This is a genomic window from Prosthecodimorpha hirschii, from assembly GCF_001305515.1.
Classification (GTDB): domain Bacteria; phylum Pseudomonadota; class Alphaproteobacteria; order Rhizobiales; family Ancalomicrobiaceae; genus Prosthecodimorpha; species Prosthecodimorpha hirschii.
On the sequence record NZ_LJYW01000001.1, the window covers coordinates 3,684,307 to 3,709,472 of the forward strand.

Consider the following 25,166-nt stretch of genomic DNA (forward strand, 5'->3'; position numbering starts at 1 on the left):
TCCTCCTCGGATCAGGCGATGGCGAGTGATGCGGATGGCGCGCCGAACTGCCCGGCGCGGAAGCAGCGCACGGCCCGCGCCGGACCCATCCGGATTTCCGGCGGGGCGGAGGCCAGGCATTCCTCCGTGGCGTGCGCGCAGCGCGGCGCGAAGCTGCAGCCGGGCGCCAGCCGGCGCATGTCCGGCGGGCTGCCGGGAATCGCCTCGATGTCGCGGTCGCGATCCTGACCGTGCACGGTCGAGGCGAGCATGCCGCGGGTGTAGGGATGCTGCGGGTTGGACAGCACCTCCTTGACCGAGCCCATTTCGACGATCCGGCCGGCATACATGACGGCCACCTTGTCGGCGATCTGGGCGGCGACGCCGAGATCGTGGGTGACGAAGATGACGCTCATGCCGAGTTCCTTCTGCAGCTTGCGCATCAGGATCAGCACCTGGATCTGGACCGTGGCGTCGAGCGCGGTGGTCGGCTCGTCGGCCAGGAGCAGGCTCGGATTGCAGGACAACGCCATGGCGATCATGGCGCGCTGGCGCAGGCCTCCCGAAAGCTCGTGCGGATAGGCCTTCAGCCGTCGTTCGGCCGACGGGACCTTGACGAATTCCAGGAGCTCCAGTCCGCGCCGCAGCGCTGCGGCCCGGCTGCAGCCGGTGTGGCGCATCACGGTTTCGGCGATCTGTTCGCCGATCGTGTAGACGGGATCGAGCGCGGTCATCGGCTCCTGGAAGATCATCGAGACGAGCGCGCCGCGCATGGCGGTCAATTCCGACGGGGACAGCGCCAGGACGTCCTTGTCGCCGACGCGCATGCGCCCCGACATCCGGGTCTTGTGGGCCGGCAGCAGGCGCATCAGGGCCCGCATGGTCACGGACTTGCCGGAGCCGGATTCCCCGATGATGCAGAGAACCTCGCCGGGCATCAGCGAGAAGCTGACGCCGTTGACCGCGTGGACGGTCGCCTCGCGGGAGACGAAGCGGACCTGGAGGTCTTCGACCTCGACCAGCGGCCGGACACCGTCGGCGACCGGCGCCGATGGCGATGCCGATGCCGATGCCGATGCCGATGCGGTCGTCGTCGGCGCGGAACGGAAGAAGAAGCTCATGGTTTCGGCTCCTGTTCAGGCCACGACGGCGGGGCGCAGGGGGACGACCGGCGCCGGGCCGCGGCCGGCCGGCGCGAGAGCATGCAGGGGATCGAGCACGCCGGGCGGATTGCCGGATCGGCTGTGGCCGCCGGCGGCATCGTGCATGTGGCAGGCGGCGACATGGCTGTCCGCATCCAGCCATTTCGGCAGGGTCGGCATGGCGCTGGCGCAGACCGCTTCCGCGAACGGGCAGCGCGTGCGGAAGCGGCAGCCGGACGGCGGATTGATCGGGTTGGGCGGATCCCCGGTGATCGGCGGATCCTCGACCCGCTCGTCCGGATCCATGGACAGCCGCGAGGTCAGCAGCGCGCGGGTATAGGGATGCTTGGGCGACGTATAGATCCCGTCGACCGACCCGATCTCGACCACCTGCCCGAGATACATCACCAGCACCCGGTCGGAGATATACTGCACGACGTTCAGATCGTGCGAGATGAAGACATAGGTCAGGTTGAAATGGCGCTTCAGATAGCGGAGCAGGTTGAGCACCTGCGCCTCCACCGACTTGTCGAGCGCCGAAACCGCCTCGTCGAGGATCAACAGCCGGGGCGACAGCGCGAGGGCGCGGGCGATGTTGACGCGCTGCTTCTGTCCGCCGGACAGTTCGTGCGGATAGCGCTGGCCGAACAAATTGGAGCGCAGGCCGACCTTCTCGAGCAGTTCCCGCGCCAGCGACTTCGCCGCGGCGGCGGCCATGCCGTGGACCTTGGGACCGTAGGCGATCGAGTCCTCGACCGGCAGGCGCGGATTGAGCGAGGAATAGCTGTCCTGGAAGACCATCTGCACGGCCTTGCGGAACTCCTTCATGGAGATGCCGCGCATCTCGCCGATGGGGTCGCCGTCGAAGGTCAGCACGCCGGAATCGTGCGGGATCAGCTGCATCAGGAGGCGGGCCAGGGTGGACTTGCCGCAGCCCGATTCCCCGACGATGCCGAGCGTCTCGCCCTTCAGCACCTGGAAGGTGACGCCGTCCACGGCGCGGACATGGCCGATGGCGCGGTTGAGCAGGCCGCCGCGGACCGGGAACCATTTCTTCAAATCTTGAGCGATCAGCAGCGGCTGGGCCGGGCCGCCGCGGTCGCGCGGATCGCCCTCGGGCACGACATCCAGCTTCGGAGGGTCTCGCGTGATGGTCGTCATGATCGCCTCCGGGGTCACATCTTCACGTCCATGGCCTGGCGCAATCCGTCCGAGACCATGTTGAAGGAGAGCGAGGTGATGAAGATCGCCGCGCCCGGCAGCGCGCAGACCCAGGGGTTGACGTAGATGGCCTGGCGCAGCGTCGAGAGCATCAGTCCCCAGTCGGGCGTCGGCGGCTCGACGCCGAGGCCGAGGAAGGACAGGCCCGAGGCGATCAGGATCGAGACCGAGACCAGCCCGGAGGCATAGACGAAGACCGGCGCCAGCACGTTGCCGAGGATGTGGTGAACGATGATCGACGCCGTGCCGGCGCCCGAGGCACGGGCGGCTTCGACGAAATCGAGACCGCGGACCTGGGTCGTCGCGGTTTCGGCGATGCGGCAGAGCGGCGGAATGAAGACCAGCGTCAGGGCCAGCATGCCGTTGGCCATGCCGCCGCCCATGGCGCCGGAGATTGCCACCGCCAGCAGGATCGACGGGAAGGCGTAGAAGATGTCCATCGTGCGCATGATCAGCATGTTGATCTTGCCGCCGATGAAGCCGGCGATGACGCCGAGCGTGCCGCCGATCAGGACCGCCAGGCCGACCGGCACGACGCCCATCAGGAGCGAGGTGCGTCCGCCCCAGAGCAGGCGGGAGAGGATGTCGCGGCCGAGTTCGTCGGTGCCGAGCGTGAACTGCTTGAAGCCGATCGGCTTCAGCCGATAGACCATCGAGGTCTTCTGCGGGTCCATCGGCGCGATCCAGGGCGACAGCAGCGCCGCGAGGACGATGGCCAGGATGATGAAGCCGAAGACCAGCGTGACGTAGTCGTAGCGCAGCCGGTAGGCGACGGACTGCCAGTAGCCGCGCACCTTGACGGGCGGAGCGGTGTCGACCTTGGCCGGATTGGCTGCGCCAAAGGTGATGTCGGTCATGGCGACGTCCTCCTCATGCCCGTTTGATGCGCGGATCGACGGCGGTCTGGATCAGATCGACGGCCAGATTGGTGGCGACGAAGATGAGGGCGAGCACCAGGATGGTGCCCTGCAGGACCGGGATGTCGCGGGTCAGGATCGCCTTGTTGAGCAGGAACCCGGTGCCGGGCCAGGTGAAGATCGTCTCGATCAGGATCGATCCGCCCATCAGGTAGCCGAACTGGAGGCCCATCACGGCCAGGACCGCCGGCAGGGCGTTGCGCACCGCATGGCGCAGCACCGCGAATTCGCCCAGGCCCTTGGCGCGCAGGGTCTGGACGAAGTCGTGGTTGAGCACTTCGGACACGGCCGAGCGCGTCGTCCGCATGATGATCCCGAGCGGGATCATCGACATGGTCACGACCGGCAGGATGGCGTGACGCAACTGCTCCCAGTCGGTCAGCCGGAAGCTTTCCGAGCCCTTCGATCCCATGCCGGTCGCCGGCAGCCAGTTCATGTTCACCGCGAAGACGATGATCAGCACCATGCCGAGCCAGTAGTTCGGCACGCTGACGCCGACGATCGAGAAGCCCGTGACCAGGCGGTCGACCCAGCGGCCGTTGAACCAGGCGGCGAGCAGGCCGAGCGTGAAGGCGAGCGAGAAGGCCAGGATCACCGCGGCGACGGACAGGATGACGGTATTGGACAGGGCGCCGAGCACTTCGCCGGTGACCGGCCGGTTGGTCGCAATCGAGACGCCCAGATCACCGGTCAGGGCGCGACCGAGCCAGATCGCGTATTGCACCGGGATCGGCTTGTCGAAGCCGTAGGTCTTCTTGATCAGCTCGATTACCTCCGCGGAGGCATCCGGCGGCAGGAGCAGCTGCAGCGGATTGCCGGGCGCCAGATAGACCAGCGCGAAGCAGAAGGCGGTGACGCCGAGGGCGATCGGGACGGCGTAGAGAATGCGGCGGGCGACGTAGAGCCACATGGGCGGTACTCCCGGGCCAGGGATGCGGGAGAGGCGGGCCCGACGATCCGGGCCTCGGCATCAGCGCGGGCCCGGCGCACCGGACCCGCGGTGGCATCAGTTCGTCTTGTCCTCGACGACGATCGGGGTCAGGTCCTGGAACCAGCTCTGCGCCTGGACGAACCCCTTCAGCTTCGGCGACAGGGCGCGCGGGTTCACGTCATGGGCGACCCAGATCATCGCGGCGTCGTCGTTCATGATCTCGTGGACCTTGACGATCATCTTGTCGCGCTGCGTCTCGTCGAAGGTCGTATAGATCTTCTTGATGAGGTCTTCGACCTCGGCATTGTAGTACCAGCCCCAGTTTCCGCCGGCGGGTGCATTTTGCGACTTCATGGCGAAGCGGAAGATGCCCGAGAAGGGGTCCTGGGTGGCGCGGCTGACATTGACGGCATGATATTGCGGAAACTTCTCGCGTCCCTTGAACGTCACGTCGAGGAGCGCATTCCAGTCCATCACTTCCAGCTTGACCTTGAAGCCGGCCTCCTCGAGCTGTGCCTTGACCAGCTCGTTCATCGGCAGGGGCTGCATCTGGCCGGAGCCGGAGGTCGAAATCGCGAAGGTGACGTCGCACGGATAGCAGCCGGCCTGCTTGAGCAGGGCGGTCGCCTTCTTGGGATCGTACTCGTATTTGACCGGCTTGCCGTACCAGGCCGAGTTCGGCGGCACGGTGGCGTAGCCTTCGATCATGAAGCCGCCGAGCATCTCCTTCATGTCCGCGCGGTTCAGCGCGTAGTTGGCCGCCTGACGGACGCGCTTGTCCTTGAACGGACCTTCGACGAAGTTGAGCTGATAGGCCCAATTGTGCGGATAGGCGTTGGTCAGCACCATCATGCCGGACTGCTTCAGGCGCGGCACGGTGTCGGGCGACGGCGCCTCGACCAAGTCGACCTGACCGGCGAGCAGCGCCGCGGCCCGGGTGGTCGCCTCCGGCATGGGGATCAGCACCAGCCGATCATGTTTCGGGATGCGCGGCGTGTCCCAGTAGTCGGCATTGCGCACCAGTTCCAGGCGCTCGCGGGGCACGAACTTGTCGAACTTGTAGGGGCCGGTGCCGGACGGCATCAGGGCATATTTGCCGTTGTCGTTGCCGGCCTTTTCGAACTGGCAATTGGATACCATCATCCAGAAGCTCATCTGGATGTAGAAGAGCGAGTCGGGCTCCTTCATGATGATGGCGACCTTGCCGTCGTCGATCTTTTCGACGCCGGCGATGTTGACCGTGCGGGTGCGCATCGCCGCGAACTGCTTGGCGACGAACTGCGGCACCGTATTGTCGGTCAGGCGCTTGACGTTCCAGACGACCGTATCGGCATTGAATGGACAGCCGTCGTGAAACGTGATGCCCTTGCGCAGTTCGAAGATCCAGCGCTTGGTGTCGGCGGGATCGATCGACCATTTGGTGGCGAGGCCGGGCTTCAACGTGGCTTCCCGGTCGGACTTGGTCAGATCCCAATTGATCAGCGCGTCGTAGATCGAATAGCCGACGAAGCGATAGCCCTCGAAACCTTGGTCCGGCTGCCCGGTCACGTCGGGAATGTCGCCGGCCGTCATGGCCACGCGCAGCACGCTTTCGGCATGGGCCGACGGGACCGCCGCGGTGGCGGCGAGACCCATGACCAGTCCGGCGGCGGCAAGCCATTTGAAGCTCGTCTTCATGTCGAAGCCTCCAATCACGAGAGGGCGGTCGACCACCTCTTGCGGTCGACGCCATGCTGCACAGCAAACAGCAACGGTCGTGCCAGCCTTCCGGCAGATTGTGCGCAATCCTGCGGCGCCGATCGCCTGACGGCCGGCCGGAACCCGCGGGTGACGCTGCAAACACTGCGCTTTTTCCGCCTTTCCGCGGCATTTCGTCAGCGAAGGTCGAGCATCTGCCCCGGCCGCGGTGGGCTCGGAAACCGGCGCGTGCGCCGGCCGTGTCGGCGTTTAGGATACAATTTATCGATTGAGGACAGTTTCTGACGATCGCATGACGGAACTTTGTGCATCCCGTCCAGGATTCCGCACATGGCTTCGGCATCGATTAAAATATACTTATAAAATCAGTAGCTTGCACCGCTATGCGCGAGCGCCGGGGCCGGTATTGCGGCGCGCTCGCGCCCAAAATATTTGCGCCGCGGTTGATTGTTCGCACTCGCATCATTGGATACAAAAATGGCTGTGCCGGCCGTTCGGACGCGATTTCGTCCGATGCCTGTCCCCTTGCCCCGGAGGCCATCGCATGACCGATGCCGCAACGCTTGCCGTCGAACTTGATGTCCTGGCCGCCAAGGCCGGCATCGCGATCCAGCATGACCGCCGCGAGGCCATCCTGGCCGGGTACCAGGACGTGAAGCGCCTCGCCGCGCTGCTGCGCACGGTCGAGATCACGCCGGCCGACGAGCCGGCCAACATCTATACCTTCGCCAACATCGTCCGGGGCGCGTGACATGACGAGCAAGCCGCTGCACGACCTGTCGATCGCCGAGGCCGGGCGGATGATCCGCGCCGGTTCGCTGACCTCCTCCGCGCTGACCGAGGCCAGTCTCGCCCGCATCGCGGCGCTGGACGATGTCCTGGCGAGCTTCATCACGGTGACCGGGGAGCGGGCGATGGCCGATGCCGCGGCCGCCGATGCCGATTTCGCGCAAGGGGTCGACAAGGGGCCCCTGCAGGGCATCCCCTATGGGCTCAAGGACATCTACATGACGGCAGGGATCCGCTCGACCTGCCATTCCAAGCTTCTGGTCGACAACGTCCCCGCTGAGGATTGCGTGGTCGAGACCAAGCTCAAGGCGGCCGGCGGCGTTCTCCTCGGCAAGCTCGCCACTCATGAATTCGCCTTCGGTGGCCCGAGCTTCGATCTGCCCTTCCCGCCGGCACGCAATCCCTGGAACCCGGATCACATCACCGGCGGTTCGTCGTCCGGGTCGGGAGCCGCGGTCGCCGCCGGCTTCTGCCGGATGGCGATGGGCTCCGATACCGGCGGTTCGATCCGCGGCCCGGCCGCCTATTGCGGCACCGTCGGATTGAAGCCGACCTACGGGCTGGTCTCCCGGCGCGGCATCTTCCCGCTTTCCTTCACGCTCGACCATGCCGGTCCTCTGACCTGGTCGGTCGAGGATTGTGCGTTGACCATGCAGGCGATCGCCGGCCACGATCCCGAGGATCCGGCCTCCGCCGATCTGCCGGTGCCGAATTTCGTCGCCGATCTCGGCAAGGGCGTCGAGGGCATGCGCATCGCCCTGCCGCGCTGCCATTACAAGGATGCGGTCGGGCTGTCGCCCGAAACCGCCGCGGCGATCGAGCAGGCGGCGGCGACCTTCGAAAAGCTCGGCGCCACCGTCGAGGAGATCGCGCTGCCGGACTACGACCTGTTCAATGCGGCCGGACGCCTGATCCTGTTTTCGGAAGCCTATGCGGTGCACGAGAAGAACCTGCAGACGCGGCCGCTCGACTATGGCCGGCTGACCCATCTGCGCATGGTGCTCGGCGCGTTGATCTCCGCGTCCGACCTGACCCAGGCCTTCCGCGTCCGGCGCAAGCTGTCGCTGCTCCTCAACCGGGACATTCTCGGCCGCTACGATGCCATCATCACCGCCTCGGCCCTGGCGCCGGCGCCGCGCTTCGACGAGATGCCCCAGGGCAATCCGCCGAACTGGCCGATCCAGACCATCCCGTATAACCTGACCGGCAATCCGGCGATGTCGATCCCGACCGGTTTCTCCAAGTCTGGGCTGCCGCTGTCCATGCAGATCGTCGGACGACCCTTCGAAGACGCGACCGTCCTGCGCATGGGGCAGGCCTTCGAGGCGGCGACGGGGCTGACCGCGCTGCGGCCGGCGCTCGATCTCGCGAAGGCCGCATGACCGGTCGCGCATCGGCCGGATGCCGTCCGAGGCCGATGCCCGACCCTGGCGCGGGCGCGCAGGACCCGCATCGTTCCGGTGCGGCCGGGCGCTCCCGCCAGCCGGCGGAGCGGCCGTGATGGAACGTGCGGGCGTCGCCGGCCGGATGCATGACGACGATCTGATAGAGCCGGCCCCGAGCGGGATCCCGGGCGGCGAAAGCGAAGCGGCGCCGCATCGCGATTGCCGGGCCGCGGATCCGGGCCGCCTGCCGTCGACCGAACCACCGCCGCTGGCAGAGCCTGCGGCAGCGGAAGACCCTGCCGCTGCACCGCGGCCAGCGCGACCGCTGTCGATCGCGGCCAGGGTCCACCGCCTGCGGCCGCGGCCGGGCGGGATCGCCCGATGGCGGGCCTGGTGGGATCGGGCGCCCGACAATCTGCGCGGCTCCATCCTGATGATCGCCGCCTTCGTGGTCTTCTCAGTGATGACCGCGGCGATCAAGGCGATCGGCACGCGGGTGCCCTTGCCGCAAGTGCTGCTGCTGCGCCAGGTGATCATGACGGTGCTGCTGATGCCGCTGTTCCTGCACGACATCCGCCATGCGCTCAGCACCAGCCGCCTGTCGCTCCAGATCACCCGTGGCCTGTTCTCGCTGATGTCGATGCTGTTCGGCTTCACGGCGATCATCCATGTGCCGCTCGCCGACGCCACCGCGCTGGGCTTCAGCCAGGTCCTGTTCGTCACCATCCTCGCCGTGGTGATCCTGAAGGAGGCGGTCGGCTGGCGGCGCTGGGCCGCCACGCTGATCGGCTTCGTCGGCGTCCTGATCATGCTGCGCCCGACCGGCGACGGCCTGTCCAACCCCTACGGCCTGTTTGCGGTGATCGGCGCCCTGTTCGGCTCCGGCATCACCGTCACGGTGCGCATGCTGGCGCAGTCGGAGAAGACCGCCACGATCCTGCTCTACCAGGCCATCGTCCTCTGTCTCGCGCTGATCGTGCCGACGGTTCTGTGGTGGGAGAACCCGACGCCGCGGGAGTGGCTGCTGATCGGATTGATCGGCGTCGTCGGCACGGCCGGCCAGTATCTGATCACCCGCGCCTATCAGGTCGGCGAGGCCGCCGCCCTGGCACCGCTCGACTTCGTCCGGCTGCTGATCGCGACCGGGATCGGCTTCGCCGTCTTCGCCGAGCTGCCGTCGCTGCCGACCTTCATCGGCGCCTCGATCGTCGTCGCCGCCACCGTCTACACTGTCCGCCGCAATGCCGGCACGGAGGGGCGCGGCATGGCCGCCGTCGCGCCCCGACCGCCCGGCGCTGAAACGCCCTGACGCCCTGACGCCCCGCTCCGGAGATGCCAGCATGTCCCATCACCATCTGAAGGCCTCGGTCGAAACCTGCCACTGGGGTTTCTTCGATGCCCGGCTGAAGCCCGTGCTCGCCGTCGAATCCGGCGACACCGTCACGATCGACTGCCTGTCCGGCCCTCCGGAGGTTCTGCCCAAGGGCGACTTCCACATCCCGCCGGAGATTCACGACGTTCATGCCCGCTCCGAACGGCAATTGCCGGGCCATATCCTGACCGGGCCGGTGGCTGTCGCCGGGGCCGAACCCGGCGACGTGCTGCAGGTCGACATTCTCGACATCGATCTGCGCCAGGACTGGGGATACAATTTCATCCGTCCGCTCGCCGGAACGCTGATCGACGATTTCCACGAGCCCCGGCTCCTGAACATTCCGCTCGATCGGACCGCGATGGTCGGCAAGCTGCCCTGGGGGCTCGACCTGCCGCTCGCGCCCTTCTTCGGGGTGATGGGCGTGGCGCCGCCGGCGGCCTGGGGGCGCATCACGTCGATCATCCCGCGCGCCCATGGCGGCAATCTCGACAACAAGGAACTGGTCAAGGGCGCCACGCTCTATCTGCCGGTCTTCGCGCCCGGCGGGCTGTTCTCCTGCGGTGACGGGCATGGCGCGCAGGGCGACGGCGAGGTCAACGTCACCGCGATCGAGACCGCGCTGCAGGGCACCTTCCGCTTCACGCTGCGCAAGGATCTGCGCTTCACCTATCCGCGTGCGGAGACGCCGACCCATCTTCTGACCATGGGCATGGATCCCGACCTCGACCAGTGCGTCGTCCGGGCGTTGCGCGACATGATCGTGCTGATGGGCGAGACGGCAGGCCTTTCGCGGGAGGACGCCTACACGCTCTGCTCGCTCGCCGCCGATCTGCGCGTCACCCAGACCGTGAACGTCTCGAAGGGCATCCATTGCATGATCGCCAAGGCGCTGCTCGAAGCCAAGGCGGGCTGACCGATGGATCTCGGATTGAACGGCAAGGTCGCCCTCGTCACCGGCGGCAGTCGCGGCATCGGACGGGCGACGGCTCTCGCCCTGGCCCGCGAGGGGGTTGCCGTGGCGATCGCCGCGCGCGGCCCGGAGCGGCTCGCCGCCACGGCGGCGGAGATCGAGGCCCTCGGCGTGCCGGCGCTCGCCATCGCCGCGGACCTGACCGTCCCGGCCGAGGCGGCGCGCGCGGTGACAGCGACGGTCGAACGCTTCGGGCGGCTCGACCTGCTGATCGCCAATGCGGGCGGCTCCTTCGGCGAACGCGAGCTGGTCGCCGGCACGGATGAGGATTTCGAGGCGACCTTCCGCTTCAATGTCGGCCATGCCATCGCGGCGACGCGCGCCGCCGTGCCCCATCTGGAGGCGAGCGGCGACGGCTCGGTGATATTCGTCGCCTCGATCTCGGGCCGTGCGCCCTCGATGCGCGCGGCCCAATATGCCGCCGCCAAGGCGGGGCTGATCCACGCCGCGCGCAATCTCTCCTGGGAGCTCGGGGCCCGGCGCATCCGCGTCAACGCGGTCTCGCCCGGCTCGATCCTGTTTGCCGGCGGCACCTGGGAGCGGATCCGCTCCGAACGGCCCGACGATTTTGCCAAGTTCGAGAGCGAGGACTTCCCGTGGGGCCGGCTCGGCAGCGACACGGAAGTGGCCGAGGTGATCGCCTTCATGGTGTCGCCCCGGGCCCGCTGGGTCAACGGCACCGACATCCATGTCGACGGCGGACAAAGGCGGCCGTCGATCCGTTGACGGAGCCCCGTCGCGCCGCGGCACCGGTCCGGATCGACAAGAGCCCGCCGCCGGGTGTCCGGTGGCGGGCATCGTCAGGCGCGACGGCCCCGGTCAGACCGCCGGCTTCCGGGCGTGCCAATCGGTGTCGCGCTGATAGGCCTCGGCGACCTTGAGCACGCGGCCCTCGGCGAAGGGACGGCCCTGGATCTGGAAGCCGATCGGCACGCCGTTGGAATCGAAGCCGCAGGGCACGCTGACCGAGGGCAGGCCGAGATAGTTGATCGGGCGCGTGTTGATCGAGATGGCGTTGAACTTCTCGATCGCGCCCTCCGTTCCCGCATCGATATCGGTCTCGAGCAGGGTCGGAACCTTGTAGCGCAGCGTCGGCGTCGCAAAGACATCGCAGGCGCCGAACACATCCGAGGCGACCGCCTTGAGGATCGCACCGCGGCGGGCGAGCGCCTCGACATAGTAGACGGCCGGAATGGAATAGCTGCCATAGAGGCGGGCGTTCAGATGCACCGCATAGTCGTCCGGACGCTCGCGCATCCATTGCGCATGGATGGTCGCGCCTTCGCAGCGCGAGACGATCGAGCCATAGGCCACCACGGCGTCCATATGCGGGATGGTGACCGGGACGATCTCGGCGCCGCGCGCCTGCAGGACCGCCATGGCCGCCTCGAAGGCCGCGCCGACCTCGGGATCCACATTGTCGAAGAAGTAGTTGGTCGGAACGCCGATCCTGAGGCCGCGCACGTCGCCGTCGAGCAGGCTCTCGTAGTCCGGCACCGGTTCGGTGGCGGCGGTCGGGTCCATCGGATCGGCGCCGGCGATGACCGACAGGATGCGGGCGCAGTCGCGCGCGGTGCGGGCGAGCGGGCCGACATTGTCGGCCGAGAAGGACAGCGGCATCACGCCGTAGCGCGAGACGCGGGTCTGGGTGCCCTTGATGCCGGTAACGCCGCAGATCGAGGCCGGCAGGCGGATCGAACCGCCGGTGTCGGAGCCGAGGGCGCCATAGATGAAGCGGGCGGCGACGGCCGCACCGGACCCCGATGACGATCCGCCGGTGCAGTAGTCGAGGCTCCAGGGATTGTGGCAATGACCGAAATGCCGGTTGTGACCGGAGGGATTCTGGGCGAACTCGGCCATGTTCAGCCCGCCGAGCGTGATCGAGCCCGCCCCGTGCAGCCGGTCGATCACGGTCGCCGTATAGGCCGGCCGGAAGTCCTTGCGGATCGCCGAGCCGCAGGTGCAGGGCTTGCCGGCCTGATAGTACATATCCTTGTGGGCGAGCGGCACGCCGTGCAGCGGTCCGGTGATCCGGCCGGCCTTGCGCATCCGGTCGAGCGCCTCGGCGGTTTCCAGGGCGTTCTGCTCGTCCATCCAGATCAGCGCATTGACCTTGGCATCCTTGCTCTTGAAGGCCTCGATGGCGGCGGCGGTCAGGGCCACCGAGGTGGTCTCGCCGCGCGCCACCATGTCGGCGGCCTCGACCAGGGTCACGTCGGTCAGGGCGGTGGACGTCTTGAGAGGGGCGTTCATGGCCATCACTCCTTGGTCGCCAGGAGGGCGGCCTCGAAGGACGACGGCTCGTCCTCGAAGGCCAACTGACCGCGCAACGCCTCGAAGCCGGTGATCACCGGCCCGAGACCGCGGGTCATTTCGATCGCCGCGGCATTGGGCGGACGGACCGCGGACCAGATGTCGGCGGTCGCTTCCGCCAGTTCGATGAGATCGCGTTTCACGGGGCAGTTCCTCCTGGGAGCGATGGCGCGGAGCGGGTGCCGGGGCGGGTCGAGCCGCCGGCGGAAATCGGCCGTCGGACGCTCGCGCGGTGTCCCGCAGCCGGGGATCTCGCGGTGATGATCAGGCGGCTTCGAGCGCTTTGGCGATGGCGGGGCGGCGGTCGCGCCACGGCGTCGCCTTCTCGTAGGCGTCGCCGATCCGCATCACGGTCGCCTCGTCGAAGGCCCGGCCGGCGATCTGCAGCGACAGCGGCAGGCCGTTGGCGGCGAAGCCCATGCACACCGACAGGGCCGGATGGCCGGTCGAGTTGAACGGCGTGGTCAGCGAGGCATGCTTGAACAGCCAGCTGTGCGGGGTCGGCTCGAGCTTGCCGGCAGGCTCCGCGGTCGGCAGCACGATGGCGTCGACCCTGGCGAACATGGCCTGCATGTTGGCGGTCAGGGCGCTGCGCATGCGCATGGCCTGGACATAGTCCTCGGACCGGATCAGCGCGCCGCATTGGATGCGGTAGCGCAGGCTGTCGCCGAACAGTTCGGGCGCGGTCCTGAGCGTCTTCTCGTGGATCGAGAACAGCTCCGACATGGCGATGGTCTTCTTGGAGTCCGAGTAGAGTTCGATCGACGGCAGCTCGATGTCGACGACGGTCGCGCCGAGCCCCTTGAGCGCCTCGAGCGCCGCCGCAAAGGCCGCCCGCACCGAATCGGAAGACTTCGCCTCGTCGAGCCAGCGCCATGGCACCCCGAGCGTCAGCCCCGCGCAGGACCCGTTCAGCGCCGCCCGATAGTCGGGCACCGGCACGTCGGCGCTGCCCGGATCGCCCGGGTCGTGGCCGGCGATCACCTGCATGGTCAAGGCCACGTCCTCCGTCGTCCAGGCGAGCGGGCCGACATGATCGTGGCTGAAGCAGTTCGGCAGCACGCCCTTGCGGCTGACCCGGCCGTAGGTCGCCTTGAGGCCCGACAGGCCGCAGACGGCCGCCGGCAACCGGATCGAACCGCCGGTATCCGAGCCGATCGTGGTCGCCGCCAGGCCGGCCGCAACCGCGGCCGCCGAGCCGGACGAGGAGCCGGCGGGATGATGGTCGGTGTTCCAGGGGTTGCGTGCCGGTGGGGCGAAGGCATCCCAGGACGGGCCGCCATGGGCGAATTCCCACGTCGTGTTCTTGCCGAGCAGCACGCCGCCGCCGGCGCGGAGCCGAGCCTCCACGGTGGCGTCCTCGGCCGGGACATGGGTGGCGAGCGAGCGCGACTGGCCGGTGGTACGGATGCCGGCCGTCTCGATGATGTCCTTCAGGCATTAGGGCACGCCCTGCATCGGGCCACGGTCGATACCGCGCATGAACTCGTCCTCGGCACGGCGCGCATCGGCGAGCGCGCGCTCGGGCGTCGGCAGCACGAAGCTGACCAGGTGCTCGTCGAGCCGTTCGATCCGGTCGAGATAGGTCCTGGTCAACTCGACCGGCGAGAGCTTGCGCTTGCGGTAGAGGCCGACGATCTCGGCCATGGTGAGGAGATGGATGTCGGACATGGCGCGCAGCCTCAGAACTTGACCGGTGTGAAGACGTGGGCCGGTTCGGCCGAGAAGTCGAAATGGGTGTGCAGGCGCGCGGTCATCTCCTGGATGAAGCCATAGGCTTCGACGATTTCGTCGAACTGGGCCGGCGCGGGATCCAGACGAGCCAGTTTGACCAGGAGCGCGATCTCCTCGGTCGTGGCCTTGGCGGCAGGCTTCTCGATCGGACGCGACATGTCGCTTTCCTCTGCAACGGAACCGCCCGGTTGGGCGCCGGCGCGGCCGAGATTGAATACAATCGGCGGCGAAATTTCTGCAATCGGCATGCCATGCCCGGCGCAAGCCTGATCTGCGCGAGAGGATGCGGGATTCGCCGGCTGAACCTGTGTCTGCAGGAATGGAAAAATATGGCTATATTACAATGGATTGACCGGGCGGAAGACGGGCGGCTATCCCTAGGGTCTTGTCAGATTGCCCGCAATCCATGATCGGTTGCGGCGCGATACCGTGCCGCGCAATTCGCCCATACTGTACGCATTCCGGCCATGGTGCACTGCGCAATTGATCGACATATTTCGGAGCCAATCCTATAAGATATTGAAAAATAATACGATTTAAAAAGACGGTGGTGCACGATCTTTCGACAGTGGCAATTATTGTATCCATTTTATGGCACGTCTATCGTTTGTGTCCGGGGGTGCTGCGGCCGACCGCTCGGCGGCACGTCGCAGGATGCGCTTCCCCTGTCGCGCCGGGACCCGGAGACGGTCCGCCCTCCACGAAGGCCATCAGCCACGGAGCCCATCCGATGCGTCGCCGCACACTCGTCAAGGCTTTCCTTCTTGCCGGCCTTGCCACCCCCATCGCCTATGCGTCTCAGCCGGCTGTGGCCGCCGAAAAGGTTCTGCGGGTCGGAATGACCGCCGCGGACGTGCCGCTGACCACCGGCCAGGCGAACCAGGGCGGCGAAGGCGTCCGGTTCATGGGGCTCTCGCTCTACGACGCCCTGATCCTGTGGGATCTGTCGTCCTACGAGAAGCCCGCCGTCCTGAAGCCGGGCCTCGCGACCGAATGGAAGGTCGACGACGCCACCAAGAAGATCTGGACCTTCAAGCTGCGCGAGGGCGTCAAGTTCCACGACGGTTCCGGCTTCGATGCCGATGCGGTGGTGTGGAACCTGGACAAACTGCTGAAGAAGGACAGTGCCCAATACGACCCGTCGCAGGCAGCCCAGGCCTCGCAATATTTCGGCGGGATCGATAGCTACCGCAAGATCGATGCGATGACGGTCGAGATCACGACCAAGACGCCGGACGCGGTGTTCCCGTACCAGATTTCCGGCATCGTCTATTCGAGCCCGAAGCGCTGGGAGGAGGTCGGCCGGAACTGGGCCGAATTCGCCAAGCGGCCGTCCGGCACCGGACCCTGGATTCTCGACAAGCTGGTCCCGCGCGAGCGTGCGGAGCTGCTTCGGAATGCGAACTATTGGGACCCCAAGCGGGTGCCGAAGTCGGATCGCCTGGTTCTGATGTGCATGCCGGACAGCTCGACCCGCACGGCCGCGCTGCTGTCCGATCAGGTCGACTTCATCGAAGCCCCGCCGCCGGACGCGGTGCCGCGCCTGAAGCAGTCCGGCATGCAGATCATCACCAATGTCTATCCGCATATCTGGCCCTACCAGCTGTCCTACGCGGACGACAGCCCGTTCAAGGACGTGCGGGTGCGCAAGGCGGCCAATCTGGCGATCGACCGCGAAGGCCTCGCCAAGTTCCTCGGCGGCCTGGCGACGCCGGCTTCCGGGCAGGTCAACAAGGGCCATCCCTGGTACGGCAAGCCGACCTTCGAGATCAAATACGATCCGGACGCGGCCAAGAAGCTGATGAAGGAGGCCGGCTTCGACGAAAAGCATCCGGCCAAGGTCAAGTTCGGCATCTCGACCTCGGGCTCCGGCCAGATGCAGCCGCTGCCGATGAACGAGTTCATCCAGGAAAACCTGAACGCGGTCGGCTTCCAGGTCGAGTTCGAGGTGATGGAATGGGAGGCCCTGCGCGGCAAGCGTCGCGCCGGCGCGCTGTCGCCCGAGACCAAGGGTCTCAACGGCATCAACAACAGCTGGGCCTATTGGGACCCGGACATCGGCATCCTCGGCATCTCGATGAGCCGGCTGAAGCCGCCGGCCGGCTACAACTGGGGCGCCTTCACGGACCCGGAGATCGACGCGCTCGGCGAGAAGGCCAAGACGACCTTCGATCCCAAGGCGCAGGACGAGGTGCTGGCCGAGATCCACGGCAAGCTGGTCGACAAGGCGGTCTGGATCTGGGTCGTGCACGATCTCAACCCGCGCGGCCTCGGTCCCAAGGTGAAGGGCTTCGTCCAGGCGCAGAGCTGGTACCAGGACCTGACGCCGGTCTGGGTCGACAAGTGATCGTCGCCCGGCCGGCGCCTCGCCCGCGCCGGCCGGACCTCCGCTGCCGGACAGGGGGGAGCACCGGATGCTCAGCTACATTCTTCGCCGCATCGCCTATGCGCTGCCGATCACGCTCGGCGTGACGATCATCTGCTTCTCGCTGATCCACCTCGCGCCGGGCGATCCGCTGAGTGCGGTTCTGCCCGACAATGCCGGTCCGGACATGCGCGAGCAGATCAAGATCGCCTATGGCTTCGACAAGCCGCTGCCGGTGCAATACCTGCTCTGGCTGAAGAATGTCGCGACCGGCGACTTCGGGCTGTCCATCCAGTCGCGCCGGCCGGTCGTTTCCGAAGTCCTGCCGGCGGCGTGCAATACGGCCTATCTGGCGCTTGCCGCCGTCCTGATCGGCTTCCCGTTCGGCATACTGATGGGGGCGGTCGCCGGCTACACGGTCGGCGGCTGGATCGACCGGGCGGTGACCTCCGTTGCGGTGACCGGGGTCAGCGTGCCGCACTATTGGCTCGGAATGGTGCTGGTCGTCATCTTCGCGGTCAATCTCGGTGCCCTGCCGGCCATGGGCATGGGGCCGGGCGGCCAGTCGAGCTACGCCTTCGACTGGGCGCATCTGCGCCACCTGGTTCTGCCGGCCATCACGCTGGCGGTGATCCCGGCCGGCATCATCGCCCGCTCGGTCCGCGCGACCGTCGCCGACATCCGCCGGCGCGATTTCGTCGGCACGCTACAGGCCAAGGGCATCGGCGAGGGCCGCGTGCTCTATCACGTCGCCAAGAATGCCGGGCCGACCATCCTGGCCGTCGCCGGCCTGCAGTTCGCCCAACTGCTCGGCGGTTCGATCCTGGTCGAAACCGTCTTCTCCTGGCCCGGCACCGGCTTCCTGCTCAACACCGCGATCTTCACCCGCGACCTGCCGATCCTGCAGGGGACGATCCTCGTCCTGTCGATCTTCTTCGTCTTCATCAACCTGGTCGTGGATGTCCTCCAGACCTTCCTCGACCCGCGCATCAAGCGCGCCTGAGCCGGAGGACGCCCCATGGCCATGGCCGAACCCGCCGCCATCCGGACCGTCAGCGAGGTCCTCAATGCAGGCCGACCGGCCCGTGCCGGCGTCTCGCGCAGCTACTGGGCCGGCGTCCGCCGGCGCCTCGCCCGCGACCGCGTCACCATCGTGTGCGCCGCGATCCTGTTCGTCATCCTGGCGGCGGCGATCTTCGCGCCCTACGTCACCTGGGCCGACCCGTACAAGACCAGCATGATCCGGCGCCTGCTGCCGCCGGGGTCGCCGAACCACATTCTCGGCACCGACGAACTCGGCCGCGACATGTTCACCCGCCTGGTCTATGGCGGCCGCATCTCGCTCTTCACCGGCTTCATGCCGGTCTTCGTCGCGACCGTGATCGGCGGCACGCTCGGCGTCCTGGCCGGCTATCTGGGCGGGCGGTCCAACATGCTGATCATGCGCGTGATGGACGTGTTCTACGCCTTCCCGTCGGTGTTGCTGGCGGTGGCCATCTCGGGCGCGCTCGGCGCCGGCCTGGTCAACGGGCTGGTGGCCATGTCGCTGGTCTTCATCGCCCCGGTCGCCCGTGTTTCGGAGACCGTCGCCACCCAGGTGCGCAACGAGGATTTCGTCGAGGCCGCCCGCGCCACCGGCGCCCGGACTTGGCGCATCCTGATCGAGCATATCCTGCCCAACGTGCTCGGGCCGATCCTGATCTATGCCTCGAGCCTGATCAGCGTCGCCATCGTGCTCGCCTCCGGCCTCTCCTTCCTCGGTCTTGGCGTCTCGCCGCCCAATGCCGACTGGGGCCTGATGCTCAACACCCTGCGCCAGTCGATCTATGTGGCGCCGGTCAACGCCATCCTGCCCGGCGTGATGATCTTCGTGACCTCGATGTGCTTCAACCTCATGAGCGACGGACTGCGCGCCGCCATGGATGTCCGGTGAGGGCCGCGCCATGACACTCGCCGTCGTCCCCGAAAACCCCCGCCTGCCGGTGTCCGCCGACCCCCGCGACCGCGGCGGCCCGATGCAGCCGATGCTGCTGGTCGAAGACCTGAAGAAGCATTTCCCGATCAAGGGCAGCCTGTTCAGTCCGTCCCGCGCCGTCGTGAAGGCGGTCGACGGCGTCTCCTTCGAGGTCGCCAAGGGCGAGACGCTCGGCATCGTCGGGGAATCCGGCTGCGGCAAGTCGACCACGGCGCGCCTGCTGATGCACCTGATCCAGCCGGATGCCGGCACGATCGTCTTCGACGGCGATCCGGTCGGCGTGGTGCGCGGCATTCCGGTCGACGAACTGCAGCGCAACATGCAGATGGTCTTCCAGGACAGCTACGCCTCGCTCAACCCGCGCCTGCCGATCGCCGATTCCATCGCCTTCGGACCGAAATCGCATGGCCTGCCGAAGAGCGAGGCGCGGGAGCGGGCGCGCGACCTGCTCGGCATGGTCGGCCTCAATCCGAGGCTGTTCGCCGAACGCTATCCGCACGAACTGTCGGGCGGCCAGCGCCAGCGCGTCAACATCGCCCGCGCGCTCGCGATGCACCCCCGGCTGGTCATTCTGGACGAGTCGGTGTCCGCGCTCGACAAGTCGGTCGAGGCCCAGGTCCTGAACCTGCTGGTCTCGCTCAAGGACCGCCTGTCGCTGACCTATCTGTTCATCTCCCACGACCTCAACGTGGTCCAGTACGTGTCGGACCGCGTGATGGTCATGTATCTCGGCCGCGTCGCCGAGATCGGTCCGGTCGAGCGGCTCTACGAGGCGCCGCAGCATCCCTATACCCGCGCGCTGCTGTCGTCGCGGCCGTCGATGGACCCGCGCCGTCGCGTCTCGGTTCCCCCGCTCTCGGGCGACCCGCCCAATCCGGTCAATCCGCCCTCCGGCTGCCGCTTCCGCACCCGCTGCCCGCTCGCCGAGGCCGTCTGTGCCGAGATCGAGCCGCCGCTGGCGGCGCTTCCCGCTTTCCCGGCCCACAAGGTCGCCTGCCATGCCGTCGCGGCCGCATCCGGTCATAGCGGCACGGCAGTGCCGGTCTGAGGAGGACCCCATGGCCGTACCCCATCCCAGGCCCGATCCTGCGGCCGATGCCGGTCCCGCCGCCGCGGCGGCAACGGCGCCCTTCGTCTCGGTCCGGGACCTGACCGTGCGCTTCGTCTCGCGCGATGCCGACGTGAAGGTCATCAACGGGGTCAGCTTCGACGTGCTGAAGGGCGAGGTTCTATGCCTGCTCGGCGAGTCCGGCTCCGGCAAGAGCGTGACCATGCGCACGCTGATCCGGCTCCTGCCGCCGACCGCCCGGCTCGGCGGCACCGTCACGATCGACGGCATCGACGTGCTCGGTCTGCCCAGAAACGACCTGAAGCGGCTGCGCGGGTCGCTCGCCGCCATGATCTTTCAGGAGCCGATGACCGCGCTCGACCCGGTCTTCACGATCGGCCAGCAGATCGGCGAGGCCCTGGTCGAGCAGAAGGGCATGTCCTGGGCGGATGCGCGGGCGCGGGCGCTGCAGCTGCTCGAACTGGTCCAGATCCCGTCGGCGCGGCGCCGGCTCGACAACTATCCGCACGAATTGTCCGGCGGCCTGCGCCAGCGTGCCATGATCGCGCTCGCGCTGTCGCTGTCGCCGAAACTGTTGCTCGCCGACGAGCCGACCACCGCGCTCGACGCCACCGTCCAGATCCAGGTGCTTCTGCTGCTGCGCGAACTGCAGAAGGAGCTCGGCATGGCGACGGTCTTCGTCACCCACGATCTCGGCGTCGCAGCCGAAATCGCCGACCGCATCGGCGTGATGTATGCCGGCCGCCTGGTCGAGCTCGGCGCGGTCGCCGAAATCATGGACGCGCCGCGTCACCCCTATACGGAGGGGCTGATGCGCTCGACCGTGCATGCCGGCATGCGCGGCAAGGTGCTCGATGCCATCCCGGGCGCGCCGCCCGATCTTGCGGACCTGCCGCCCGGCTGCGCCTTCGCGCCGCGCTGCCGATCCGTGCGCGAGCACTGCCTCGCCGTCGAACCGGCCGCCGAGACGGTCGGTCCCGGACGGATCGTGCGCTGCCTGCGCCACGGCGACGATCCGGCCTACGCGGCTTCCGCTCCCCTCGCCATCGGTTGATCAGACCCCGCCATGACCCCAGCCCTCGTCCTCCGCATCCTGCTGACGCATCTGGCCGCCGGTTGCGGCGGGGCGGTCGCGGCCCAGCTGAAGATCCCGCTGCCCTGGATGATCGGCTCCCTGACGGTGGTCGCGGCCCTCGGTCTGTCGGGCCTTGCCGTGTCGACCCACCGCACGGTTCGCGACGGCGCCGTCCTGATCATCATGACCGCGCTCGGGCTGACCTTCACGCCGGAAGCGGCCCGCGCCGCTGCGGCCTTGCTGCCGGAAATGCTCGCCGCCGCCGTGGCGACGGTGGCGATCGCCGCCCTGCTGTCGCGCGTCCTTATGCTGACGGCCGGGATCGACGCCACCACGGCCTTCTTCTGCTCCGTGCCCGGCGGCCCGGTCGAAATGAGCATGATGGGCGAGCGCAACGGGGCCCGCGTGCCCGAGATCGCGATGAACCAGCTCCTGCGCATCGTGCTTCTGGTCATCATCATCCCGACCGCCATCACCCTGTCGGGCGCGACCGGCGATGTGGTCACGCTGCATTCGCGCATCGCCTTCGATCCCGCCGGTCTCGCGCTGTCGCTGGCGATCGCCCTCGGCCTCGCCCTGATCGCGCGCCGGTACGGCCTGGCCACCGCCTTCCTGCTGATGCCGATGGGCACCGGCGTGGTGCTGGGCCTGTCCGAGGCCAACCTCTCGGCGGTGCCGACCTGGATGTCGAATGCCTGTCAGGTGGTGATGGGCTGCTATCTGGGCGCCCAGTTCCGCCGCGACTCCGTCCGTGCGCTGCGCCGCTTCATTCCGTCGGCGATCCTCAACGTGCTTCTGCTGACGGCCGGCTGTTCGGCGGTCGGCTACGCCATCGCGCTGGTCTCCGGCATGCCCTGGCCGACCGCGATCCTGTCGACCTCGCCCGGCAGCGTCACCGAAATGGCGATCACCGCCAAGGTGCTGCATTTCGACGTGCCGACCGTCACCGCCTTCCACGTCCTGCGCATCTTCCTGGTGCTGGCGACGGTGCCGCTCGTCCATGCCGGACTGAAGCGGATCGGCTATTTCGGCCCGCCGTCCCGGTCCCTGTCCGCATCCGCCGCCGAGAGGAGCCCAGCCGAATGAACGCCCCCGTCGTCGCCAAGGCGCTGCACCATCTGACCGCGGCCGAGGCATCCCGGCTGATCGCCGCCAAGGCCATCTCGCCAGTCGACCTGGTCAAGGCGCTGCTCGCCCGCATCGAGGCTGTCGAGCCCCGCATCGCGAGCTACATCACCCTCGACGCGGAGGCCGCACTGGCCGCCGCCCGGCGCGCCGAGGCCGAGATCGCGGCCGGCCGCTGGAAAGGGCCGATGCACGGCATCCCCTTCGCGGTCAAGGACAACTACGACGCCGCCGGCCTGCCGACCACGGCCGGCTCGCGGCTTTCGGAAGGTTGGCCGCGACCGGATCGCGACGCTGCCCTGGTCGCCCGCATGAAGGCAGCCGGTGCCGTGCTGATGGGCAAGCTGGCCACCTGGGAGTTCGGCACCGGCAATGGCGGCGAGTATTTCGATCTGCCCTATCCGTCGGCCCGCAATCCCTGGCATCTCGACCATTTTCCGGGCGGCTCGTCGAGCGGGGCCGGCACGGCGGTGGCCGCCGGGACCGTCACGGTGGCGCTCGGCTCCGACACGACCGGATCGGTGCGACTTCCCGCGGCGGCGACCGGGGTGGTCGGCGTGAAGGGCACCCATGGCCTGCTGTCCAAGTCCGGCATCCTCGCCAACTGCTATTCGATGGACATTCCCGGGCCGCTGACCTGGACGGTCGAGGATTCCGCTCTGGTCATGAACGCCGTCGCCGGCCACGATCCGGGCGATCCGACCAGCCTGACGGGTCCGGTGCCGGATTTCCGCGTCGGCCTGAAGCAGGGCGTGGCCGGTTTGCGCATCGGCGTCATCCGCTCGTTCGGCCCGGGCATGGCGCCGCCGGATGCCGATCTCGTCGCCGCCTTCGAGGCCGGGCTGGCGGTGCTGGCGGATCTGGGCGCCGTCCTGATCGAGACCGATTTTCCGGCCCCGGTCGCGGATTTCTACGCCTGCACCCGGATCATCGGCCCGGTCGAATCGGCGACCATCCACGAGCGCGAACTGCGCGAGATGCCCGATCGGATGGGCTTCGCCCTGCGCGACAAGCTGATGTTCGGCGCGCAAGTGCGCGCGGTCGACTACATCGCCGCGCAGCGGCGGCGGCGGGTGCTGGCCGCCGCCATGACGGCCATGATGGCGCGCTTCGACGCGGTCGTGACCTTCGGGGCGGCCCATGCCGCGCCGCGGCTCGGCGTCGAGCCCGGGATGACCGCCTTCACCACCGATACGGCGCTGGTCCCGTTCAACATTTCCGGCCATCCGAGCCTCGTTCAATGCACCGGCTTCAACGCCGCCGGACTGCCGCTGCACTGGCAGATCGCGGCCCCGCATCGTGCCGACCCCACCTTGCTCAGGGTCGCGGCCGCCTATGAGGCCGCCACGCCCTGGCGCGACAGGAGACCCGAACCATGACCGCCGTCACGCCCGTCACATCCGCCGATCCGCTCGTCTATCTGACCGTCTCGGAGGCGTCGCGCCTGATCGCGGCACGCAAGCTGTCGCCCGTCGAACTGGTCGAGGCCTATCTGGCCCGGATCGATGCGATCGACGACGTGGTGCACAGCTACATCACCGTGCTCGCCGATCGCGCTCGCGCCGCCGCCAGGATTGCCGAAGCCGAGGTCCTGGCCGGCCGCTGGAAGGGGCCGCTGCACGGCATCCCCTTCGCGGTCAAGGACAATTACCACGTGAAGGGCGTCAAGACGACCGGCGGCTCGCGGCTGATGCTCGACTATGTCGCCGACGAGACCTCGACCGCGATCGAGAAGCTGGAGGCGGCGGGCGCGATCCTGCTCGGCAAGCTGAACACCTGGGAATATGGCACCGGCACCGGTGAGATCTATCATGATCTGCCGTTCCCGCTGGCCCGCAATCCGTGGAATCCGGCCCGCCACACCGGCGGTTCGTCGACCGGCGCCGGCGTCGCGGTGGCGGCCGGCACGGCCATGTTCGCGCTCGGCTCCGACACCGGCGGCTCGGTCCGGCTGCCGGCGGCGGCAACCGGCGTCTACGGCATGAAGGCGACCTACGGGCTGATGAGCCGTGCGGGCTGCCTGCCGAACTGCTGGTCGCTCGACGTGGTCGGGCCGCTGACCTGGACGGCGGAGGACAATGCCACGGTCGCGCAGGTGATGGCCGGCTACGACCCGCGCGACCCGCAATCCGCCGACGTGCCGTCCTACGACCTGATGGCCGGCTTCGACATGGGTCTGAAGGGCCTGACCATCGGGGTGGTGCGCGACCTCGGCGCCGACGCGCCGTCGATGGATCCGGACATCGTGACGAAGCTCGCCGAAACCGAGGTCCTGCTGTCCGAACTCGGCGCCACCGTGGTCGAGATCGCCCTGCCGGCGCCGCTGTCCAAGTACCGGTCGGTGACCGGCACCATCAACTGGGCCGAGAGCCTGTCGATCCACGAGCAGGATTTCATGGAGCGCAGCCACCTGATGGGCAAGGCGCTCAAGGACAAGATGACCTCCGGCTTCACGGTCCGGGCCGTCGACTATGTCGCGGCGACCCGCTACCGGCGCCAGCTGGCGGTCACCACCGATGCGGTCATTCGGACGGTCGACGCGGTGCTGGCGCCCTGCACCTTCATCACCGCACCGACCTTCGAGGACCAGGAGCGGCTGGTCAAATTCACCTTCGGCTCGGCGACCTCGATCTTCAACGTCACCGGCCATCCGGCCATCTCGATTCCGACCGGCTTCGACCGCGACGGCATGCCGACCTCGGCGCAGATCGTCGGCCGCTACTTCGACGAGGCGACCACCTACCGGGTCGCCCGTGCTCTCGAGAAGGCTGCCGGAACGCGCGGCCTGCGTCCCGCGCTCTGACGCCCGCCCCGAAACCGTCCGCCCCGAACCGCCGCCCCGAACCGTCCGCATCGTCGATCCCATCGAGGAGACCGCCATGTCCGACTTTCCCGCCTGGACCCAGGACGAGATCAACGCCTTCGCGGCCCGCTACGGGCTCGCCAACCTGACCCCCGACCATCTCGCGCGGATGCGCGAACTGGCCGATCGCGTGTCGGCCGCCGGCCGGGCGATCCCGCGCATGCCGTCCAAGGGCGACGAGCCGGCCAGCACCTTCCGCGTTCCCTTGGCCTGAAAGATGAGGATCCGACCATGAATGCT

At 67.9% G+C, this 25,166-nt stretch carries 24 protein-coding genes; 14 read left to right on the plus strand and 10 right to left on the minus strand.

The genetic code is table 11. The features are described from left to right. Positions 1 to 11 precede the first annotated feature (11 nt). The 5 genes from ABB55_RS16130 to ABB55_RS16150 form a co-directional block, all read right to left on the minus strand. Positions 12 to 1,100: an ABC transporter ATP-binding protein gene (locus tag ABB55_RS16130; protein ID WP_083463671.1), complete on the minus strand. Its 1,089-nt coding sequence runs from the start codon at positions 1,098 to 1,100 to the stop codon at positions 12 to 14. A gap of 15 nt (positions 1,101 to 1,115) precedes the next feature. Beyond that, entirely contained in the window at positions 1,116 to 2,282 is a 1,167-nt protein-coding gene (locus ABB55_RS16135) for an ABC transporter ATP-binding protein (RefSeq protein WP_083464135.1), read from the minus strand. Positions 2,283 to 2,296: 14 nt separating this feature from the next. Then, entirely contained in the window at positions 2,297 to 3,199 is a 903-nt protein-coding gene (locus ABB55_RS16140) for an ABC transporter permease (protein ID WP_054359716.1), read from the minus strand. A gap of 13 nt (positions 3,200 to 3,212) precedes the next feature. After that, on the minus strand, positions 3,213 to 4,169 hold the full coding sequence (locus ABB55_RS16145; protein WP_054359717.1) for an ABC transporter permease: 957 nt from the start codon (positions 4,167 to 4,169) through the stop codon (positions 3,213 to 3,215). A gap of 96 nt (positions 4,170 to 4,265) precedes the next feature. Continuing rightward, positions 4,266 to 5,867, minus strand: a complete 1,602-nt coding sequence (locus ABB55_RS16150) for an ABC transporter substrate-binding protein (RefSeq protein WP_054359718.1) — start codon at positions 5,865 to 5,867, stop codon at positions 4,266 to 4,268. Between the two features lie 565 nt (positions 5,868 to 6,432). On the opposite strand from ABB55_RS16150, the gene ABB55_RS16155 reads away from it, so the two are divergent. From ABB55_RS16155 to ABB55_RS16175, 5 genes are all read left to right on the plus strand, one after another. Next, on the plus strand, positions 6,433 to 6,639 hold the full coding sequence (locus ABB55_RS16155) for a hypothetical protein (RefSeq protein ID WP_054359719.1): 207 nt from the start codon (positions 6,433 to 6,435) through the stop codon (positions 6,637 to 6,639). A gap of 1 nt (position 6,640) precedes the next feature. After that, positions 6,641 to 8,059 (plus strand): Asp-tRNA(Asn)/Glu-tRNA(Gln) amidotransferase GatCAB subunit A, encoded by a 1,419-nt coding sequence (locus ABB55_RS16160; RefSeq protein ID WP_054359720.1) that lies wholly within the window; start codon positions 6,641 to 6,643, stop codon positions 8,057 to 8,059. A 145-nt stretch (positions 8,060 to 8,204) separates the two neighbouring features. Next, positions 8,205 to 9,371, plus strand: coding sequence for a DMT family transporter (locus ABB55_RS16165; RefSeq protein WP_276326423.1), 1,167 nt, complete (start codon positions 8,205 to 8,207; stop codon positions 9,369 to 9,371). 31 nt (positions 9,372 to 9,402) lie between these two features. Beyond that, positions 9,403 to 10,350 (plus strand): acetamidase/formamidase family protein, encoded by a 948-nt coding sequence (locus tag ABB55_RS16170; RefSeq protein ID WP_054359722.1) that lies wholly within the window; start codon positions 9,403 to 9,405, stop codon positions 10,348 to 10,350. 3 nt (positions 10,351 to 10,353) lie between these two features. After that, complete coding sequence (locus tag ABB55_RS16175; protein ID WP_054359723.1) at positions 10,354 to 11,133, plus strand: SDR family NAD(P)-dependent oxidoreductase; 780 nt, start codon at positions 10,354 to 10,356, stop codon at positions 11,131 to 11,133. A gap of 93 nt (positions 11,134 to 11,226) precedes the next feature. Here ABB55_RS16175 and ABB55_RS16180 read toward each other — a convergent pair whose 3' ends face one another. From ABB55_RS16180 to ABB55_RS16200, 5 genes are all read right to left on the minus strand, one after another. Continuing rightward, on the minus strand, positions 11,227 to 12,660 hold the full coding sequence (locus tag ABB55_RS16180; protein WP_054362106.1) for an amidase: 1,434 nt from the start codon (positions 12,658 to 12,660) through the stop codon (positions 11,227 to 11,229). A gap of 5 nt (positions 12,661 to 12,665) precedes the next feature. Further along, positions 12,666 to 12,863 carry a hypothetical protein gene (locus tag ABB55_RS16185; RefSeq protein WP_152982069.1) on the minus strand — a complete coding sequence of 66 codons (198 nt, stop codon included), beginning with the start codon at positions 12,861 to 12,863 and terminating at the stop codon, positions 12,666 to 12,668. A gap of 121 nt (positions 12,864 to 12,984) precedes the next feature. After that, a complete protein-coding gene (locus ABB55_RS16190; protein WP_083463673.1) occupies positions 12,985 to 14,157 on the minus strand; it encodes an amidase family protein in 1,173 nt (390 codons plus the stop codon). 3 nt (positions 14,158 to 14,160) lie between these two features. Further along, positions 14,161 to 14,391: an amidase family protein gene (locus ABB55_RS16195; protein WP_054359726.1), complete on the minus strand. Its 231-nt coding sequence runs from the start codon at positions 14,389 to 14,391 to the stop codon at positions 14,161 to 14,163. 11 nt (positions 14,392 to 14,402) lie between these two features. Then, positions 14,403 to 14,612: a hypothetical protein gene (locus ABB55_RS16200; protein WP_054359727.1), complete on the minus strand. Its 210-nt coding sequence runs from the start codon at positions 14,610 to 14,612 to the stop codon at positions 14,403 to 14,405. A gap of 572 nt (positions 14,613 to 15,184) precedes the next feature. On the opposite strand from ABB55_RS16200, the gene ABB55_RS16205 reads away from it, so the two are divergent. The 9 genes from ABB55_RS16205 (at position 15,185) to ABB55_RS16245 (ending at position 25,140) form a co-directional block, all read left to right on the plus strand. Beyond that, the gene (locus ABB55_RS16205) at positions 15,185 to 16,801 is read left to right on the plus strand and encodes an ABC transporter substrate-binding protein (RefSeq protein ID WP_054359728.1); all 1,617 of its coding nucleotides are present in this window, start codon (positions 15,185 to 15,187) and stop codon (positions 16,799 to 16,801) included. 67 nt (positions 16,802 to 16,868) lie between these two features. Next, entirely contained in the window at positions 16,869 to 17,822 is a 954-nt protein-coding gene (locus ABB55_RS16210; protein ID WP_054359729.1) for an ABC transporter permease, read from the plus strand. A gap of 21 nt (positions 17,823 to 17,843) precedes the next feature. Beyond that, positions 17,844 to 18,752 (plus strand): ABC transporter permease, encoded by a 909-nt coding sequence (locus ABB55_RS16215; RefSeq protein WP_054362107.1) that lies wholly within the window; start codon positions 17,844 to 17,846, stop codon positions 18,750 to 18,752. Between the two features lie 10 nt (positions 18,753 to 18,762). Next, positions 18,763 to 19,842, plus strand: a complete 1,080-nt coding sequence (locus ABB55_RS16220; protein WP_054359730.1) for an ABC transporter ATP-binding protein — start codon at positions 18,763 to 18,765, stop codon at positions 19,840 to 19,842. A gap of 10 nt (positions 19,843 to 19,852) precedes the next feature. Continuing rightward, entirely contained in the window at positions 19,853 to 20,917 is a 1,065-nt protein-coding gene (locus tag ABB55_RS16225; RefSeq protein ID WP_083463674.1) for an ABC transporter ATP-binding protein, read from the plus strand. Between the two features lie 12 nt (positions 20,918 to 20,929). Beyond that, positions 20,930 to 22,024 carry an AbrB family transcriptional regulator gene (locus ABB55_RS16230; protein WP_054359731.1) on the plus strand — a complete coding sequence of 365 codons (1,095 nt, stop codon included), beginning with the start codon at positions 20,930 to 20,932 and terminating at the stop codon, positions 22,022 to 22,024. After that, positions 22,021 to 23,442, plus strand: coding sequence for an amidase (locus ABB55_RS16235; protein WP_054359732.1), 1,422 nt, complete (start codon positions 22,021 to 22,023; stop codon positions 23,440 to 23,442). The genes ABB55_RS16230 and ABB55_RS16235 overlap by 4 nt, the downstream gene beginning before the upstream one ends. Further along, positions 23,439 to 24,866 carry an amidase gene (locus ABB55_RS16240; RefSeq protein ID WP_054359733.1) on the plus strand — a complete coding sequence of 476 codons (1,428 nt, stop codon included), beginning with the start codon at positions 23,439 to 23,441 and terminating at the stop codon, positions 24,864 to 24,866. The genes ABB55_RS16235 and ABB55_RS16240 overlap by 4 nt, the downstream gene beginning before the upstream one ends. Before the next feature lie 76 nt (positions 24,867 to 24,942). Further along, positions 24,943 to 25,140, plus strand: coding sequence for a hypothetical protein (locus ABB55_RS16245; RefSeq protein WP_054359734.1), 198 nt, complete (start codon positions 24,943 to 24,945; stop codon positions 25,138 to 25,140). Positions 25,141 to 25,166: the final 26 nt, after the last annotated feature.